The 19,247-nt window shown below is 55.4% G+C and carries 13 protein-coding genes; 7 read left to right on the top strand and 6 right to left on the bottom strand.

The annotated features are described in order from the left end of the window. Nucleotides 1–144 precede the first annotated feature (144 nt). The 4 genes from Fuma_RS03305 to Fuma_RS03285 all read right to left on the bottom strand — a co-directional run bounded on the left by Fuma_RS03305 (nt 145) and on the right by Fuma_RS03285 (nt 6,522). Nucleotides 145–2,373 carry a nitric-oxide reductase large subunit gene (locus tag Fuma_RS03305; RefSeq protein WP_077022881.1) on the bottom strand — a complete coding sequence of 743 codons (2,229 nt, stop codon included), beginning with the start codon at nt 2,371–2,373 and terminating at the stop codon, nt 145–147. A 57-nt stretch (nt 2,374–2,430) separates the two neighbouring features. Then, a complete protein-coding gene (gene ric / locus Fuma_RS03300) occupies nt 2,431–3,171 on the bottom strand; it encodes an iron-sulfur cluster repair di-iron protein (protein ID WP_077022880.1) in 741 nt (246 codons plus the stop codon). A gap of 32 nt (nt 3,172–3,203) precedes the next feature. Next, nucleotides 3,204–4,445 carry an NO-inducible flavohemoprotein gene (hmpA, locus tag Fuma_RS03295; RefSeq protein ID WP_077022879.1) on the bottom strand — a complete coding sequence of 414 codons (1,242 nt, stop codon included), beginning with the start codon at nt 4,443–4,445 and terminating at the stop codon, nt 3,204–3,206. Nucleotides 4,446–5,058: 613 nt separating this feature from the next. Further along, nucleotides 5,059–6,522, bottom strand: coding sequence for an alginate export family protein (locus Fuma_RS03285; protein ID WP_077022877.1), 1,464 nt, complete (start codon nt 6,520–6,522; stop codon nt 5,059–5,061). 518 nt (nt 6,523–7,040) lie between these two features. Here Fuma_RS03285 and Fuma_RS03280 point away from each other — a divergent pair. The 7 genes from Fuma_RS03280 (at nt 7,041) to Fuma_RS03255 (ending at nt 17,965) form a co-directional block, all read left to right on the top strand. After that, complete coding sequence (locus Fuma_RS03280; protein WP_077022876.1) at nt 7,041–12,152, top strand: DUF1549 domain-containing protein; 5,112 nt, start codon at nt 7,041–7,043, stop codon at nt 12,150–12,152. 36 nt (nt 12,153–12,188) lie between these two features. Beyond that, nucleotides 12,189–12,563: a four helix bundle protein gene (locus Fuma_RS03275; protein ID WP_077022875.1), complete on the top strand. Its 375-nt coding sequence runs from the start codon at nt 12,189–12,191 to the stop codon at nt 12,561–12,563. Nucleotides 12,564–12,626: 63 nt separating this feature from the next. Then, on the top strand, nt 12,627–14,102 hold the full coding sequence (locus Fuma_RS03270; RefSeq protein ID WP_077022874.1) for a DUF1501 domain-containing protein: 1,476 nt from the start codon (nt 12,627–12,629) through the stop codon (nt 14,100–14,102). A 212-nt stretch (nt 14,103–14,314) separates the two neighbouring features. Beyond that, on the top strand, nt 14,315–14,446 hold the full coding sequence (locus Fuma_RS36395; protein ID WP_257787788.1) for a hypothetical protein: 132 nt from the start codon (nt 14,315–14,317) through the stop codon (nt 14,444–14,446). Nucleotides 14,447–15,096: 650 nt separating this feature from the next. Beyond that, nucleotides 15,097–15,987 (top strand): sce7726 family protein, encoded by an 891-nt coding sequence (locus Fuma_RS03265; protein ID WP_077022873.1) that lies wholly within the window; start codon nt 15,097–15,099, stop codon nt 15,985–15,987. A 2-nt stretch (nt 15,988–15,989) separates the two neighbouring features. Beyond that, a complete protein-coding gene (locus tag Fuma_RS03260) occupies nt 15,990–16,946 on the top strand; it encodes a sce7725 family protein (protein ID WP_077022872.1) in 957 nt (318 codons plus the stop codon). Between the two features lie 59 nt (nt 16,947–17,005). Continuing rightward, nucleotides 17,006–17,965, top strand: coding sequence for an RES family NAD+ phosphorylase (locus Fuma_RS03255; protein WP_218922383.1), 960 nt, complete (start codon nt 17,006–17,008; stop codon nt 17,963–17,965). 165 nt (nt 17,966–18,130) lie between these two features. On the opposite strand, the gene Fuma_RS35865 is transcribed toward Fuma_RS03255, so the two are convergent. Then, on the bottom strand, nt 18,131–18,502 hold the full coding sequence (locus Fuma_RS35865) for a type 1 glutamine amidotransferase family protein (protein ID WP_218922382.1): 372 nt from the start codon (nt 18,500–18,502) through the stop codon (nt 18,131–18,133). 24 nt (nt 18,503–18,526) lie between these two features. After that, nucleotides 18,527–19,222 (bottom strand): type 1 glutamine amidotransferase family protein, encoded by a 696-nt coding sequence (locus Fuma_RS35860; RefSeq protein WP_218922381.1) that lies wholly within the window; start codon nt 19,220–19,222, stop codon nt 18,527–18,529. Nucleotides 19,223–19,247: the final 25 nt, after the last annotated feature.

Below are 19,247 nucleotides of genomic sequence, written 5' to 3'. Positions count from 1 at the left end.
GTTCGCCAAGGTACTCTACGGTTCGTCCCGACCTCACGTACACGTAGAAAGTTTCAGCACGACGCGAAACCAATCCGTACAGGCCACCATCGAATCTGTTCGCACAAACGCGTCGATGGTGGCCTAACGTTGGTCGTTGTTAAATCAGTCCGTCGCTGCCTCCTTAAACGAATGCCCGGTCTTCAAACCCGCCACGAAAATCACCAGCGCGACGGCTCCGAGGAAGAAGATTGTGTCGCCGGGAACTCGCATCCACTTCAGAAACTGCATCAACTCAGTCTGCATAAATTCGCTGCTGCGAGCGTACCAGTAACCCTCTTCGACAGACGCTTTCGTCTGCAGCAAACCGACCGGCAGCAAACTGAGCACGCACATGGCCATCAGTCCAACGTTCAGCGACCAGAACGAAAATCGCAGCATGCCATCTTTCCATTCGCGACCGGGAATCAGAACTCGCAGGCACACCAACATCAAACCGATCCCCAGCATGCCATACACGCCGAACAACGCCGAATGGCCGTGCAGTGGTGTCGTGTTCAGGCCCTGCATGTAGTACAGAGCAATCGGAGGATTGATCATGAAGCCAAACAGCCCCGCTCCCACCATGTTCCAGAACGCCACCGAAACAAAGAAGTAGATCGGCCACTTGTAACGTTGAACCCACGGTGATGTTCGCGAACGCCGCAGGTCTTCCATCGCGTCAAACCCAACCAGCACCAACGGCACCACTTCCAATGCACTGAACACGGATCCCCACGCCAGCGCGACCGTTGGTGTTCCGGAGAAGTACAGATGGTGGCACGTGCCGATGATTCCGCCCGACAGAAAGATCGTCGCGGATAGCAACGCTGCGGCAGCCGCTATACCGGGACGAATCAGATTCAGGCGCATGAAGGTAAAGGCAATCACCGTCGTCGCGAAGACTTCGAAGAAACCTTCCACCCACAGATGCACAACCCACCAACGCCAGTATTCCACCATCGACAGATGAGTGTGTCGTCCCCACGTCAGCCCCGCTCCGTAAAACAGCGCAATCGCTCCGGTGGCGACTGCCAGTAGAATGACAAGCTGCCGTTGCTGGCCCGTTTTCTTCATCGCTGGCAACAGCACGCGAATCATCAGGAAAAGCCACAACAACAGACCGACCATTAACGCAATCTGCCAGACACGACCCAGCTCAACGTATTCGTAGCCCTGATGCCCGAAGTAAAACGACACTTTGTCGCTGAGTACGTTGTGGACACTCAGTAACTCACCGGTCAGCGACCCGACGACGACAAGAAGCAACGCGCCAAACAGCACATTCACACCTAGCCGCTGGCCTTTCGGTTCGCAATCACTCACCAGTGGCCCAATAAATAGTCCGGCTGCCAGCCATGCGGTGGCGATCCAGAACAGCCCCATTTGGACGTGCCATGTTCGCGTCACACTGTACGGCAGCCATTCAGCCAGAGGGAATCCATAAAAGCCATCGCCTTCGACGCCGTAGTGAGCCGTGATGACACCCAGCAACATCTGCACCAAAATCAATGCTGCGACCACCCAGAAATATTTGATTGTGGCTCGCTGAGACGGCGTGGCTTCCCATAGAGCCAGCGGGTCCGATTTCGGCGGCGGTTGATCTTCTTCCTCATCGCGTTTGGAAGCGTACCACCACGCCATACCTGAAATACCAGCCAACAACACAATGATGCTGACACCCGTCCACACGATGTTGTCGCCGGTCGGAACGTTGTCAATCAGTGGTTCGTGAGGCCAGTTGTTAGTGTAGCTGACCGGCTCGTCCACACGATTCGTGGAGGCTGACCAGGAACTCCAGAAGAAGAAGGCTGAAAGCTTGCGCAAACGATCCGGATCAGAAACTGCCCCGGCATGAATTGCGTAGTGAGTGTTTCCGTTGGCAAAGACGTCGCTGTAGTGAGCCAGATTCGATTCGAATGCCTCAGCGCGAATCGGGTCAATCGTGACGACGCCGGTGGATGTATCGAACGTATTGGTTCGCATCAATTTTTTCAGACGGGCCTGAAGCTGAGCCTGCTGTTCATGATTAAGGTCCTCAAACGAGCCGCCAAAGTCGTCGTTTGCCCAGCGGTCCAGAATGAAGATGGCTTCGCGGTGCAACCAGTCGGCCGTCCAGTCCGGCGCCACATAGCTGCCGTGTCCCCAGATGGACCCAACCTCCATACCGCCCATGGATTGCCACACATTCTGACCGGCGGAAACCTCACCGCTGTCGATCAGCGTTACGCCGTCGGTCGTGACAACCTTGTCGAAAAGAGGCGGCATCTCCTGATAGATGCGCGTCCCGATCCAGCCCAAAACCAGAAACGAAAAGATCATCACGGCCACGAACAGCAACCAAAGGCGTCGCATCGATTTTACTTTCCACGATCAGTTGTCAATTTTCACAAACAGCCACAGTCGAATTCGTCAAACAGTTGCAGCGCCGGACAATTCGGCCGCCAGTTTTGAAGCTCGCGGAAACAACACATTGTTCTCTTTGTGAATGTGCCGATGCAGGTCGCCCTCGAGTTCCCGCAAACCGTCCAGCATGGCTCGGAAGGTATTGCAACCACCGTCCGGCAATGTGAAGTCAGACGACGCCTCGCGAATCGCCTTCAACGCCTGACCGGCCACGTCGTGTTCGTGTTCCATCATGTGAATCGGGTTGTCGACCGATCCGAACGGAAACGCGGGCACTTCCTGGGACTGTTCAATGGTGCGTAGTGCGGGGAACAGAATCTGTTCTTCCTTCAACATGTGAGGATTCAGTTCGTCACGCAATTGCAGGAACGACGTCCCCAACCGAGGTAGCCATTCATGATCTCCACCGTGCACTCGAACGACCTTGTCAACTAGCTGAGTCAGCCGTGGCAGTTCACGTTTTAGATATTCATGATGCGTCGCGACGATGGAGTCGCATAACTCGGTCAGCGACATTGACGAAACGTTTTTATCAGCCGCGTCTTCCAAAGCTGCTTTTGAAATCACGTCATTCAGTTCGCCGAGGACCGTCTGAACATCGACCGCGCCTTTGGCACAGGCTTCGATCAGTGGTCGCCCGCCGTCGCAACAGTAGTCGATGCGGTGTTGTTCGAAGACCCGCGACGTGGCCGGGTATTCAGTCACCCATGCACCGACGGAATCGGTGAGTTGTAATGCTGTCGTCATGTTTAGAATCCTGTTTTCAGATAGACTGTTTGTTATGCAGGAACCAGAGTTGCCTGCAGGTCCTGCTTTGGTCCAAAGAACTCGTAACGAATGCGATCCTCCGCAACGCCAAGTTCCTGAAGGCTCGCATGCACGTTTTGCATGAACGGCTTCGGGCCACAAAAGTAGAATTCTGCTTCCGTGTGCGGCGTCCAGTCGCGAAGTAAATCGGTGGTCACAAACCCCGCTTCATCACACCGACCGCTTTCGACGTCGCCCGGTAATGGAGCGTCATATAACACTCGCGTTTTCACATTGACGCCGGTCGTGGCAAGCGTGCGGAGTTCCTGAGCGAAGGCGTGAGCTGTGCTGTTTCGAGCGGCCTGGACAAAATAGACGGATGCATCCGGGTTGCTGTGGATGAGCGATTTCGCCATCGACAGCAGTGGAGTGACTCCGATGCCACCCGCCAGCAATACGATTGGCGTGTCTGATGACGTCGCCGGATCGATCGTGAATTCCCCGCACGGCGGTCCAACCTGAATACGATGGCCCGGCTCGATAGCATCGTGCAGATGGCTGGAAATCAGTCCGTCAGGTGCGTCCGGCAGCAAGCGTTCCTCACGCTTCACGCTGATGCGGTAGTGCCCCTCACCCGCTCGATCCGACAAACTATAGTTTCGCGGCGACGTCGGTGTTGTGGGATGGTCGATCTTAACCGTGATGTACTGCCCCGGCTTGAACGGCGGCAGCAGACCTTCGTCTTCGGGCTTCAGGTAAAATGAAGTCACCACATCGCTTTCGACGACCTTGCGATCGACGACAAACGTTCGGTAGCCGTTCCAGCCCCCCGGCACGCCTTTCTGGTCATCGTAAATGGCGGCTTCGCGATCAATGAACAGATCCGCCAAAAAGCCGTATGCCTCTGCCACGGCGTCGATAATTTCGTCCGTCGCAGCGTCGCCCATGATGTCTTTGATCGCGTCCAGCAGATGCTTGCCGACAATCGGATAGTGTTCTGCCTTAATGCCCAGCGAACAGTGTTTTTGAGCGATCAATTCAACGGCGGGCATCAGTACGGCCGGATTGTCGATATGAGTGAAGTACGCACAGATGGCGCCGGCCAGAGCTTTCTGCTGGCCGCCGGTGTGCTGGTGAGCCTGGTTGAAGAATGCTTTGACTTCCGGATTACCGGCGAACATTCGTTCGTAAAACCGTCGTGTGATGGTTTCTGCATTCGCAGCGACGGCCGGGGTGATCTCCTTGACGATCGCAATTGTAGTTTGGCTTAGCATGGTACTTTCCGGTGAATCCAGAGGACGCCGCCCTGCTAAACAGCAGGCTGGCCGAATGAATCACCCAAAGGTATAGATAACAATACTGTATGTCAATGTGCAGATTTAAGATACGTGAGTTTCTCCGTAGAAAGAAACGCTTGTCCCAGGCCGACAGAACCCGACCTGGCCCCCACGCTTAACGGAACAACAGAGCGCGGACAGCGACGGAACGACCATTCGTCCGGGCTCAATCACAGCGCAGAAGGGAAAGCGGTCGCTCGCGTGCAGCCAAACTTAGGCGCGAGGGCTTCAAAGGAGGCGCGGCAATTGCGCTGGTGCTCCCACGACTTATCGCGGAAGAGGGGCGTCGCAAGACGGCTCAAGCAGTGGTGCAGGCGATCAATTCACACACAGAATCGAAACGCGTGTGTGCGGCTCCGGTAACTCGCCGTGCGTTCATCAGTTCGTGCGCGAAGCATCGCGGCTTCGACTCCGTCCCGTCATTCGAAAACTGCCTGGGAACTCGTGAGCCGCAAGACGCACGTTCTTCATTCCAGCAGCGGACAGCCTTGCCGCTCAACTGGTAAGGGAAAGAGCACTGGAACGCCTCACACGGATTGGTGTCGGTCAACTAAAACGACAACGTTGTCTGCACATAGAACTGCGAAGCGTCGGGGCGAGCGAACGCGCTTCTGTCGACGGCGTCGCCGTAGAAGAACCAGCTATAGCCAACCTGCGTATTCAGGTTTTTCGAAAAGGTGTAAGTACCAACAAGGTCGACTTCTGTTCCGAGGTCCCGTTCACCGGGAGCCATCGCGAATGGTGCTCCCGCGATGTTGTACAGATTGTCGCCCGTCTTGGCTGCTCGGAACGCATGCCACGCGGCTAACAGCGTAAGCTTTTCAGATGGCTTCACACTTGCGGTGATGCCGAAGTCCAACAGGTTCTGGCCTGAGAAGTTATCGATGATGCCCCAGTAGGCATGCCCGAGCGGGTACAAAGAATAGAACGTGTTGATTTCGCCATCGGCCGGATCGCTGTCGCCCGATCCCCAGTAAAAGAGACCGCTGATGGTCGGCGACCATGTCGCCTGATTGAACGTATAGCCTGACATAGCGGAAAAGAAGCCCGCATTGACGTCTTGATTAGCTCCGGTCAAAAAATCGTCTTTGCCAAACTGCCAGGCACCTTCGAAATCCCAGTTCCATGTGCCCACAACCTGGTCACACTCTTTGACGGCTTGGTTCCCTGCCAGTCGAGCCCCTATCGTGTGGCGATCGCCGCCCATGCGATTCGCGACTCGTTCGTCTTCCTGAAACCACAGCCAATACAGGTCGAGTGTCTGGTTTTCCATGCCTTTGTACGTGGAATACACGCCGCTGATTGTGCGGCTTTGATCGGCGTGATCAAAGCTGGTTGGCCGAGCAATCCCGCCTGCAGCGTTGTTGACGCTATTAAGATGAAAGCCGTCTACGTTCCAGTCGCTGCCTGAGTACATCACCTTGTGCCCTTCGAAGTTGCGAAACGTATTCGACCAAGCCAACGGCGACAGCAGGTGCTGAGAACCGTACTTCAGCAACTGACGGCCGTAGCGGTACTTCACACTTCCGCCGCCTTCGATATCTGCAATTTTCAGGTCCACATAAGCCTGCAGGAGGTCAGCTCGATTTTCGTCGATGCCGAGCGGTGACAGCGGAGCATCGTAGCCGAAGGCAGACGCATCAATGGCTTCAACGAACGTTTCGAACGTATCACCGTAGCTGACTTTCAGGTTGGGAGTAAATCGCCACAGGTGGTATGTCGAATCGCCAGGCCCGCCGGGACGTAAGCGGTCAGATTCATCCATGTAGCGATGACGCAATTGTGCGCCGACAGAATACGACCAGCCGTTTTCATCTTTTTTGTTGATGCCATCAAACAGCGAACGCTCGCCATGTAGCCAATCAATTGCATTGAACGTGTCGCCAACGCACCCGGAGGTTGTACAACCTTCGCCGCAGACATCTCCACACGCATCGGCGGCTTCGGTGACCGTTGCACCACTTATCGAATTCAGGCTGACTGCCACAACAATTGTTAATACACGCGTGATCATCGTATCAGTCCATTGACTACGGGCGATCGCCGGTTGTTCGTTCCGTCGGGCAGCAATTATCCGTCCACCGCTATGCAGATCGTCACGCGATGTCTCGCGTCGCGAACAGTTCCCGTCAGAGTCGACTTCGAATCTTGTCGAATTCGGAGAACGGCAAGTGCTTTTAACCAACCGTCACAACTTAAAACGGCGTTGTGACAATCAGTCACACGCGTGAGCCATCAGCGACAGAAAGCTCGAAGATAACCGGCCGAAACTGCCTGTTTCGGCCGATTTTCCTGCGGCACATTTCGCTCCAAACAATGAACAGCACCTTGCTTCCCTAATTCCGCAATGGTACCTTGACAGCACACGGTGTGACCTGTTCGCTCCCTCCCACCCGAGGTTCCCGCCAAAGCTGCACGACCGAATCCCCCCAATTGCAGATGCGGCAGGAGCCCCCGACCGGAAACGCGATGTTCCACGTTCTTCGTTGGTCATTGCGATCGCTAACCCAAATAGACGCAAGACTGCCGCATATGAATTGCCTTCGGAACCTTGTCTACGCTGGCCAACTGAGTGCCATCATCCTGACTTTGGCCGCCGCCTCAGTTGTTGCTGACGAACAGCCGACTGAAGCAGCTTCGGTAAGTTTTCACAAGCAGGTGAAACCAATCCTGCAGGCTCATTGCCAGGGTTGTCACCAGCCCGCCAAGGCGAAGGGCGATTACGTGATGACAGACTTCGCCAGGCTGATCGGCGGGGGTGAGAGCGGCGACAGCGCGATCGTGCCCGGTAAGCCGGACGAAAGCTATCTGATCACTCAGATCACGCCCGAAAACGGCAAGGCCGCTATGCCGCCCAAAGGCAAGCCTCTGGCCGACGTTGAAGTTGAGCTTATTCGCAAGTGGATTGCCGAAGGCGCGAAAGACGACACACCGCCTTCGACAAAAATAGAATACAGTCGCGACAATCCGCCTACGTATTCGCTGCCGCCGGTTGTCACATCGATTGACTTTGCACCCGACGGCAAGCTTCTGGCTGTGGCCGGATTCAACGAAGTACTGCTGCACAACGTCGACGGTTCCGGATTGGCCGATCGCCTGATTGGGCTTTCCGAACGTATCGAGTCCGTACGTTTCTCGCCAGACGGCCAGCGACTGGCAGTGACGGGCGGACAGCCTGGGCGCATGGGCGAAATCCAGGTGTGGGACGTTAAGAATCGCGAACTTACTTTGTCACACAGCGTGACGTTCGACACAGTCTACGGCGCAAGTTGGTCGCCGGACGGCAAGCTGATTGCGTTTGGTTGCTCCGATAACACGGTGCGAGCCATCGACGCCAAAACCGGTGAGCAGGTCCTGTATCAGGGAGCTCATAGCGATTGGGTTCGAGACACCGTCTTCACCGTCGAAAACGAAAGCCCGCATGTACTGTCGGTGTCTCGCGACATGACGGTGAAGCTAACGGAAGTGGAAACAAACCGATTTATCGACAACGTCACGTCCATCACTCCGGGTGCATTGAAAGGCGGCATCAACAGTATCGCCCGTCATCCCGAAAGAGACGAAATCGTAGTCGGCGGATCGGACGGTGTGCCGAAGGTGTACCGCGTGTTTCGCATCACGGCTCGCAAAATCGGCGACGATTCCAATCTGATCAAAAGCCTTCAACCGATGACCGGCCGCGTCTTCGGAGTCGCCGTCAGTCCGGACGGCAAACGCATCGCCGCTGTCAGCTCACTCGACGGCAAAGGTGAACTGTCGGTGTCCAGTTACGAATTCGACACCAAGCTGCCTGATGATCTGAAAGCGATCAGTGCCAAACTTGTCCGCAGCCGAACGCCGGAGGAAAAGAAGAAACTGGACGACTATCGATCGAAAGACATCAAGCAAATTGCCAACGTAAAAATCGACGATAGCCCGCTGTACGCCGTCGCGTTTCACCCGAACAGCCGCCAGGTAGCCGTGGCCGGCGGTGACGGCACGGTCCGAATTATCGACACCGAAACCGGTCAACCCATCACAACATTCGCCGCCGCGCCGGTTAGCCAAAGCAGCGAACAAAGTCAGCCTGTGGCGACAAACGATCTGACGTGGGCCGATTCCCCTCTGGCGGGCAAGGAAACTCTTCCCGAAGGAACGGCCGTCACCGCTCTAACGATTCAGCCATCGTCTGTCAGCCTGAACAATGCGTTTGATTACACGCAGCTATTGATCTCCGGCACGCTCGATTCCGGCGACACGATTGACGTGACTCGAATCGCCGAACTGCAGCACGACGGGGCTATCGTCGACATCACGCCGTCCGGTTTCGTGAAACCCAAAACGGACGGCACTGCAAAGCTGGTTGTCAAAGTCGGCGCCGTCAGCGTAGAAGTGCCGATGACGGTTTCCGGAGTTGGCCAGCCGTTTGTGGCAGACTTCCGAACGCACGTGAATCCCATTCTGTCGCGAGTCGGCTGTAACCAGGGCACGTGTCACGGTTCGCAAAAAGGCAAAAACGGCTTCAAACTGTCGTTGCGTGGGTACGACCCGATCTACGACATTCGAGCCTTCACGGACGACCTTGCGGCTCGCCGAACCAATGTGGCCTCACCCGCCAACAGCCTGATGCTAATGAAGGCGTCCGGCGCTGTGCCTCATGAAGGCGGTCAGTTGTTCAAGCCAAGCAGTAATTATTACGAAGTCGTCCGCAACTGGGTGGCCAACGGAGCGAAGCTTGATCTGTCGACGCCGAAAGTCGCCAGCATTTCCATTCTGCCTCAAAACCCCGTCATTCAGAAAATCGGTTCGCCTCAGCAAATTCGCATCGTCGCCACGTATGCCGACGGCAGCACCAAAGACGTCACACGCGAAGCCTACATTGACAGCGGCAACACAGAAGTCGCCGTCACAAACCGCTGGGGACTGATGACTGCCATCCGCCGCGGCGAGGCTCCTATCCTGGCACGGTACGAAGGTGCCTACACCGCAACAACGCTGACGGTGATGGGTGACCGCGACGGCTTTGAATGGAAGGAGCCCGAATCATGGAGTGAAATCGACAAACTCGTTGCCGACAAATGGCAGCGCATGAAAATTCAACCATCCGGTTTGTGCAGCGACACGGAGTATCTGCGGCGCGTGCATTTGGACTTAACCGGTCTACCACCAACCGCCGAACAGGTACGAGCGTTTCTGGCAGACGAATCAGAAACGAAGGTTAAGCGAGCGGCCGTGGTCGACCAATTGATCGGCAATGAAGACTTCGTGGAATACTGGACAAACAAGTGGGCCGACCTGCTGCAGGTGAATCGTAAGTTTCTGGGGCCGGAAGGTTCCCAGGCGTTCCGCGACTGGATTCGAACCGAAGTGGCCGCGAACACGCCCTACGATAAATTTGTACAACAGGTGATCACAGCGGACGGGTCGAACAAAGACAACCCGGCGGCGTCCTATTACAAGATCCTGCGTGAACCAGTCGACATCATGGAGAACACGACTCACCTGTTCCTGGGTGTGCGGTTCAACTGCAACAAGTGCCACGATCATCCCTTCGAAAAGTGGACGCAGGATCAATACTACGAAACGGCCGCGTACTTCGCTCGAGTCGGCCTGAAGGCAGATCCCGCGAGCGGAAAACGCAAGATCGGCGGCACGGCGGTGGAAGGTGCCAAGCCGTTTTACGAAGTCGTCTTCGAAAAGAAGGATGGCGAGATCACTCACGACCGCACGGGTTCTGTGGCGCCGCCGGAGTTCCCGTTCGACTGCGACTACGACTGTCCAAAGGAAGCCAATCGCCGCCAGCAACTCGCGGCCTGGATCACATCGCCAGACAATCACTACTTCGCAAAAAGCTACGTAAATCGGCTATGGGGCTACATGCTGGGCGTCGGCATTCGTGAACCAATCGACGACCTTCGCGCCGGCAACCCGGCCACCAACCCCGAATTACTGGACTACCTGACGGCCGAGTTCGTGAAGAGCGAATTCAATGTCCGCCATATGCTGCACCTCATCTGCAAATCACGCACGTATCAGTTGTCGCTGGAAACCAACCAGTGGAATGAGGACGACACACAGAACTACTCTCACGCGATCGCTCGCCGCCTTCCTGCGGAAGTGTTGTATGATGCGATCCATCGAGTGGTCGGAACCACTTCGAACATCCCTGGCGTTCCCAGCGGCACGCGAGCGGCCGCGATTCCGGATGCTGGCGTCAAACTGCCAGACGGCTTTCTGGACAATCTGGGGCGCCCTGTCCGCGAAAGTGCGTGCGAATGTGAGCGATCAGCCGATCTGCAACTGGGACCGATTATGGCACTCATCGGTGGCCCCACCGTTGGCACCGCTCTTGACGACCCGAACAGTGAACTCGCAAAACTTGCAAAAAAAATCGGCGACGATCGGGCGCTGATCGATGAACTATTCATTCGAATCCTCAACCGGCCCGCCACAGACGTGGAAATCGACGCCACGCTGGCGTCCGTCGGTCAGATCGAAAGCGACCATCAGCAACTCACAAAGATGCTGACCGAACGAGAAGAATGGTGGAAGGAAGAACGACCGAAGCTGGAAGCGAGTCGCGAGAAGGCGATCGCCGAAGCCAAAAGCGAATTGGCCTCCTTCGAAAAAGAAATCGCCCCGCGTCGAGCGGAAGAAGAGAAAGCTCGCGCAGAGAAACAGGCAGCGGCTCAAGCCGACTTTGATAAGTACAACGCTGAGACCACAAAGCATGCGAGCGAGTATCTTGCCAAACACAATTCGGATGCCGAATGGTTTCTGCTGGAGTCAGACACACTGACTGCTCCCAAAGGCGTTTCACTGGAACGCCTGAGTGATCGTTCGATCAAGGCGACCGGCAAAGCCGACAAGGGTGCCTACACAATTACCGTGAAGACATCGTTGAAAGACATCACCGCCTTCCGTATCGAAGCATTGCAGGATACGTCGCTGGAAGGCAACGGCCCGGGCCTGCCCGCGAACGGCAATTTTGTGGTGACAGAATTCGACGTTCAGGCCGCAGCCGCAGCGAAGCCGGCCGAGTTCGCAAAAGTTGACCTGGCAAACGCGCAGGCAGACTTCCTGCAAGGTGGCTTCAACATTGCGTTGGCAATTGACGGAAACACGGGCAATCAAAACGCATGGGCGGTCGCCAACGCGGGCGGAGTGACTCACTGGGCGACGTTCGAAACGAAGCAACCAGTGGGCGGTGATGGCGGTACCATTTTGAAGTTCATCATTCATCAAAATCACACCGCCAAGGAACACCTGCTGGGCAGGTTCAGGATCTCTGCCACGCAGAAAGCCAAGCCAGGACTCAGCCTGCCGGAATCGCTAAAAGCAATCGCGAGCGTCCCCGCAGACCAACGCACCGATGCTCAGAACGCCACCGCCGTCGCGTGGTTCGGCAAATCCGACGCGACGCTGGCCGCCAAAAGAGCCGCGTTGAATGAAGCGAAGAAGCCACTGCCGGAGGATCCGGGTGTCACTGAACGTAAGGAAAGACTTGGCTTCGTCAGTCAGGAAATCACTGAAGACGGCAAGCTGGTCCGCCTGCGAGCCGATGTTGAATTCAGCAAGAAGCAACTCGAAGCCAAACGACTAACGGCCACGCAGGATCTCGCGTGGGCACTAATCAACAGCCCCGCGTTTTTGTTTAATCATTAGAAGGGAGCTGTCAGCAGTCAGCTTTCAGCAGTTAGCCTGAAGGTTTCCGCGAAAAAGTCGTTTCATGATTTAGTTGTCTGGAGGAAGGCTCACGAGTTCAAGCTTAGTGTTTACAAAGCAACGAAGAACTTTCCCACAGATGAACGGTTTGGGCCTGCCAGTCAGTTGCGCCGGTCGGCGGCGTCGATCACGGCCAACATCGCAGAAGGCTGCGGTCGAGGCAGTGATGCCGATTTCGGGCGTTTTCTACAAATGGCAGCCGGTTCCGCCAGTGAAGTCGAATACCATATTCTGGTTGCTCGTGATCTCGGCTACATTGACACACAGATTGACGCCGCGTCAAACTCACAAGTGATCGAAATCAAACGCATGCTGACCGCCTTAATCAAAAAGCTAGAAGCTGACCGCTGAAAGCTGACAGCCGTTTTGAAATAATTCATCTCCCCATTAACAGCCCTCACAAGGAACAAATTCATGCTGCACATCAAAGGCGAAGCTGGAAAAGACGTTTGTGACAGTAACCTCGGCCGCACGCGGCGAGACGTACTGCGAGTTGGCGGGTCCAGCATGCTGGGGCTTTCTCTGGCCAACATGTTGCAACTTAAGTCAGCCACGGCGGCCAACAAAAGCGACATTGCCGGCGGTCCCGGCTGGGGCAAAGCCAAGAGCATCATCATGTGCTATTTGCAGGGTGGGCCGTCACATCTGGATCTGTGGGATCCCAAGGAAAACGTGCCGGAAAATGTGAAGAGTGTCTTCAGCAACATTTCGACAAAGTTGCCAGGAGTTCAGTTCACCGAAAACCTGCCGAAGCTCGCTCAGATCAACGACAAATTCACGATGATCCGTTCCATGAGCTATACGCCCAACGGCCTGTTTAATCACACGGCCGCCATCTATCAGATGATGACCGGCTATACCACGGATAAGGTCAGTCCGTCCGGACAGCTCGAACCTCCCAGCCCGAAAGACTTCCCGAACTTCGGTTCTAACATCGTACGACTTCGTCCGGTGGATGAACCGATGCTTCCGTTCGTTATGTTGCCTCGTCCGCTGCAGGAAAGCAGTGTCATCGGCAAAGGGGGAACCGCCGGATTTTTGGGCAAAGCCTACGATCCGTACCAGCTGTATCCGTCCGGCGACGACATGGACATGTCGAAGATGACGCGGATCAAAATTGACGACCTGAAGCTACGGCCGGAAGTCTTTTCTGTGCGATTAAATCGTCGAGCCAAACTGCGTAACACGATCAACGCGGGCATGCCGAAGATCGACAACGCCGTGAAAGACCTGAATCTGAATCAATACTACGAACAGGCACTCGATCTGATCGTGTCCGGTCGAGCTCGCGAATCATTCGATCTCGCCGCCGAAAGCCACACGACCCGCGAACGATACGGCCGCAACACTTTTGGAGATTCCTGCCTGCTGGCTCGCCGCCTTGTCGAAGCAGGCACCCGAGTCGTTGAAGTGATCTGGCCTAAGGTCGCGAACTCTGACAACCATTCCTGGGACCACCACACGGGACTCACCAAACGCATGAAAACTCAGTCCGCCCCAATGCTGGACGGTGCAGTCTCCGGTCTCATTGCCGACCTTGACGAACGCGGAATGCTGAAAGAAACGCTGGTTGTCGTCGTGGGCGAATTCGGTCGTAGTCCGCAGCGAGGCGTCAGTACCAGCGGTAACGGCAACAGCGACGATGGACGTGATCACTGGCCGTACTGCTATACCGGCATCATCGCCGGAGCAGGCGTGAAGCGAGGAAACGTGCATGGCAAGTCAGACAAAACCGCGTCAGCGCCGCTGGAAGATCCCGTTCATCCGCAGGAGCTACTCGCCACCATCTACCATTCATTCGGCATCGATCCCGAAACAATGGTCTACAACCACCTGAACCAACCTCGCGAACTAGTCAAAGGCCAGGCCGTCAGCGCCTTCTTCGCGTAGCGAGTGCAGGCCCGCGAGCCGCTTAGAATTTATATTCCGAGATGTTGCTCGCTGCCATTTGCTACCTGGGAGCAGGGTTCCGATATTTTCTCGTGACCATGTTGCACTGGGCCCGCATTTCAGTCTGTCGTTATGCCACGCTCTAACCGTCCGAAAGCCACTTCTACGTTGCTACATAGTAAGCGACGCCCACGTTGACCAGAACCAAGCAAATGCCTCTGTCCGCAGGAGGCCAATTTGATGCGTGGGCTGGCAATTTTGCCGACATTATCAATGAGCTGCCCGAAACCTACCGCATGGACTCCGACGAAATCAAGGAGTTCGGCAAGACTCTTACCGTCTGAGTCAATTACACTGCCGCCATCGCAGCCGTGGCGCCGCTCGACGTTTGAAACACTTCAGCGATCGCTCAGGTTATCGGCTCCGACCGCTTTGAGCATCTGCTAGTGTTCTCAGACGCTTCAACGCCAACGCGGATAGCTCGCCCCGGGCAGCTGCATCGGAGCGGAAGTTTACATCGCCATCGGCGACTGGGCTCCTCAGCCACGGTCAGAGTACCGCCTCACTTCGCATGCAACTCGCACGCCCCGCATCATTAAGCCTAAGGGCGAATACGGCGGGAAACTGGCTCACTACCTGTTCCACTAGGTCAACACAAAGGGCGAAACCGGCCACTGGGGCCAGGTCCCCAGCGCAACAACCCTCGCCGTCTAGGCCGAGATGCCACGACGGACGATCGGGGTCTGCGTGGTAAGTCGAATCGCTGAGGAAAGTGGATGCGGTTAAGTTAGGCCGATTTCTATCGTCGGCGCGACGATCGCTTCAGCGGGAATCGGCCCTGCTTCTTGTTTGCCAGCACCCCAGTTTCCTTCTTTCAAATTCTAAGTTTGGTGATCCCGTCCGACTTGTGTACAGTAGATCCCATGTCAAACATCTAGGCAGCCAATTCAGGCACAGCACTATTCAGGCACAGCACTATTCAGGAGCAAAAACGATGAATAACGCCGTAGGAATCGAGCCTGTTGCTCTTGCTCGTTTCTTCTCCTCTGCCGTGCTGAAGGAACTGGCTGGACTTGGCAGGTCCCCTACGCTCACTCGGTTGATCTCAGAGTCTCGCATCCTGGATGCTGAGCCCAACATCACCGAATTAGGGCACCTCTTCGATTGTGCTTTCAGCTATCTGCGGCGGACATGTAATCGGCATGAATACGTTTATAAGGCCGCGATCACGCGAAGAGTCCTGCTTGGAGAACACAATCTCAACACTGCATCAATGCTTACGGAGTTTCGCGTGGGCCGTTGCATCGCCGATGTTGTGATCCTCAACGGTACCGCCACAGCATATGAAGTGAAGTCAGAGCGGGATAACCTGGCACGCTTGCCATTGCAGATTGAAGAGTACCTCAGGGTTTTCGCGACGGTGAATGTGATCGCTGGCGAGAACCACCTCGAGGAGGTGCTCGGATGCGTACCAGACGCTGTTGGCATTCTGAAGCTCTCCAAGACATTCCGAATTTCCCCGGTTCGCGAAGGAATCAATGATGCGGCCCGCACATGTCCAAACGCCATTTTCGAGGCAATGACGTTGCGAGAGGCAGCAATGGCGTTGAAAAACGCCGGAGTCTCGGTTCCAGTTGTTCCTAACACGCAGAAATACGAAGCGCTGAGAAGCGAATTCGTTAGACTCGATTCGGTTGTGGCCCATGGCGCCATGGTGGATACGTTGAAGAAGTCGCGCACACTGAAATCTCTGAAATCGTTTGTCAGCGACATTCCGGAATCACTACACTGCGCCTCATTGTCGACTCGATTGCGTAAACGAGACCATGCCAATTTGATTGCAGCATTGAAGACTCCCGTATCAGAAGCCATTGGCTGGAGCTAGCGTTGTACTACCCTTACTTCAGAGGTAAGCAATACGAACTCATTACTATCCGCGAATCAGCACCGGTGCTTGCAGGCGCGGGATTCGTGCCGATCATCGAGCCGGTCCGGTCCGAGATCGGAGGCCTGCGGAAATCCTTCGATGCGATCCGGTCGGCTGGTGTAAGCGCCGTATTGATATCGAACCCGCAACATGGAGAGTTCAGCACGAACGGCGCTAAGTTAGCTGAGTTTCTTGAGCACGAGCTTCGAACGAATGATCGACTTTCGGTAGGGCTGCTTCTTACCGAAAACATGCGGGCCGGGGACGTCATCGAAGCCTGCGAGCGTAACGCTGGTTCGGACGTTGTGCTCGTTCATGCTGGTTACACAGATGCCAAAGGATTAATGGCCAACCCAGATGACACGGCTAACGTATCCGCTGACATTTTCCTTGAGTCGGCGTGCGGGAAGCTCTATCGGCGTCACTTCAGAGATCATCCAAAGAAAATCCTGGTTCGCGACGGCTTTGAGCGTCGGCGAGGCCGAGACCATCCGGATGGTGCCGAATTCTTCTCAGATCTCCATATCACATTCGAAGAAGAGAATATGGACGGCTTTGGCGACTTCCTGATCGTCGGCGACGAATTCCTCGAAGGCGGAGGTCCGGCTTATACCATCGTGATCCATCTTACGTTCATCGACGACGAGAGAGATGAAGCGATGTATATCAGCCACTTCAAATCTAAACGACAGGACACTCCGAAAGACCCAGCCGGAAAGTTTGCGGAGGCCCTCCAAAAACTGATGAACGTCCTTGATAGTGGCAGATCGAAATTCGCGGAAACATCTGCAATTGCTGAATTCCGAGACCTTCATGCTCGGGGTCACTATCCCGGTCTAGGGTACGTCAAGAAATTGTCGATGAAGCACCACATTGAGACGCTTGCCGGGTTTCTTGCGAACGAGCAGGTGGGTTAGTAATGTTGTGCTGTGGGCAGTGCTTTAACGATCGAAAGCTCCATCAGCGTATCGTTGAGTTGAGTGATTCGAAAGGAACCTGCCCGACGTGCGGCGCGATCAATACTAAGCTTGTTGAGGCGTCGCGACTGGCAGAATATTTTGACCCCGTCTGCGGAATCTACACGCCAAACGTATCAGGCAAGGTCCTCGTCGATTGGCTGATCGACGACTGGCAAGCTTTTGCCTTGGATCGTGCGAATGCCAACCTGCTGTTGATCGAAATCCTGGACGACGGCGAGCGTACTCGCGAAGCAATGGTCCCATCGTCGCGATGTCTAACGAAGCGACTGCAGGATTGGGAGCAATTTAGGGATGAGCTTCGTTATCGCAACCGTTTTTTTCCTGAGACAGAAATTGAACTTGAGCGGCTCGAAGACCTCTTTGCCAGCATCATTGCGATCGACGAGGACATCCCCGCTTCCTGGTCCAGAGCAAGGATCTCTCAGGACGGTAAGGTATTCACGCAAAAAAAGATGGGAGCGCCACCACAGGACCGTACGACACATGGCAGAGCCAATCCTGCCGGAATTCCCTACTTGTATTTGGCGTCTACGGTTCAAACCGCTGTCTCCGAGGTGCGTCCCCACCCCGGAGAAACGGTTTGCGTTGCCGAGTTCAAGCTAAAGCGCGGAGCGAAAATCAAGTTGCTGGATTTGCGGAATCCGCGAGCGCTAGTCTCGCCGTTCTTGCTCGGAGATGAATCGGCGATTGCCTTGCTGCGAGGTGACGTCGAGTTCCTGGAACGTATTGGCTCAGAATTGACGACGCCAGTTCTGCCGACGGCCGCAGCAATTGAATATATCCCCAGCCAGTACATGTGCGAATTCATCAAGAAGTGCAAGTATTCCGGCGTACTCTACACGAGTTCTGTTACGGAGGGTGTGAACTTGGCACTCTTTGATCCTGCACTCGCGACGGTAGGGAAGGTGAAGAGACACCGAATCGACAGCATGAGCTTCGAAACTTCAGAATTGTAGTGCCCCGCGAATGTGGGCCCGTGTTCACGGTCTGGACCTTCAACCACTGAGTGGCAATCGCCATTACTCGCGAACGACCAGATGATGGAAGTCCGAAGGAATGATCTATTCAACGCCACAATACTCTTAGAGTTCGCCCGCATCGAAGCTGGCCACTATAATAATTCAAATACTGCCATTCGCTCGCTTCGCAGGGGCCTGTGGCTTTTTCGGCTTGTTCTGGCGAGGCTTTCGCACTGGCTTGTTCACGTTGTTGTTCGCCGGGATTGGGCTTTCGTAGCCGCGGTACATGTTCGGCTTAATTCCCAACGCGTGAGTTTGGTTTCCGAACGTGTTGGGTTTGAAGGGGCCGACAAAATTGATGTTCAGGTCGGCGGTGATGGCGTCTTCCATTCCGCAGGCCCAGAAGATGCCGTTGACCATCAGTCGGCGATACCCATCGTTGGTGAGGTCTTCCGGGGTGCCGTACAGCGACGTGAAGACGCGGCCTTTTTTCCCCGATTCTGATCGATACGTCCGCGTCCATTCAGACGGCATGGGCGGTTGACTCTCCGACGGCGGTTAATCCGGTGTCATGCCATCCAGCGGTTGAGCCATTGTGAGGATCTCACCGTCGATCGGCTTGCCAACATAGCCTCCCGCCTGAACCCACACGTCCCTGACGCCTCGCAGAATGGGATGGTCCTTCCTGTCCGGGACAATCGCAATCGCGGTACTTTGCTGATGGTTGCGGCCATAGTGCCCAACCCATGTCTGGCCCAGTACCTGGTGCCCGAAGCCGAGTTCGTAGTCTTTGTCTTCGCTGCGGAATGAGTACTTCGAATAGGTCTTGCCTGCAGGAATGTTGAAGGCATGCGTCGCCGTTCGCATACCAACAACAGGCCCGCCACGCTGCAGGTAGTCGACTAAATGTTTCATCTGATCGTCAGGCAGATCCTGAAACCTCAGAAACACAACGGCAAGGTCAGCCGACTTCAAGGCCTCCAGACCTGGAATACTGGACGGAGTCCCGGCAACGATTTCGCCTGTCTCCGGATCGATATTGAACAGCACCGTGCACTTGAACCCATGATGCTTCGCCAGAATCCTTCCCAGTGCGGGCAGCGATTCTTCGGAACGGTATTCGTGATCGCCAGCGATCAGCACAATGTGCCGCCCGTTGCCGGGCCCATCGGTTCCTTCAAAAACAAGCGGATCGGCAAGGCTGTTCTGAATGCAGCCGATCAGGATGGCGAGAGATAGCGTCGTTCGTTTCATGAATCTGCCTGCGAAAGGGAGTGGC

This window comes from Fuerstiella marisgermanici (assembly GCF_001983935.1).
Lineage (GTDB): Bacteria > Planctomycetota > Planctomycetia > Planctomycetales > Planctomycetaceae > Fuerstiella > Fuerstiella marisgermanici.
The sequence above is the reverse complement of the archived record's forward strand: the minus strand, read 5'-3'. Positions and strand labels throughout refer to the sequence as shown.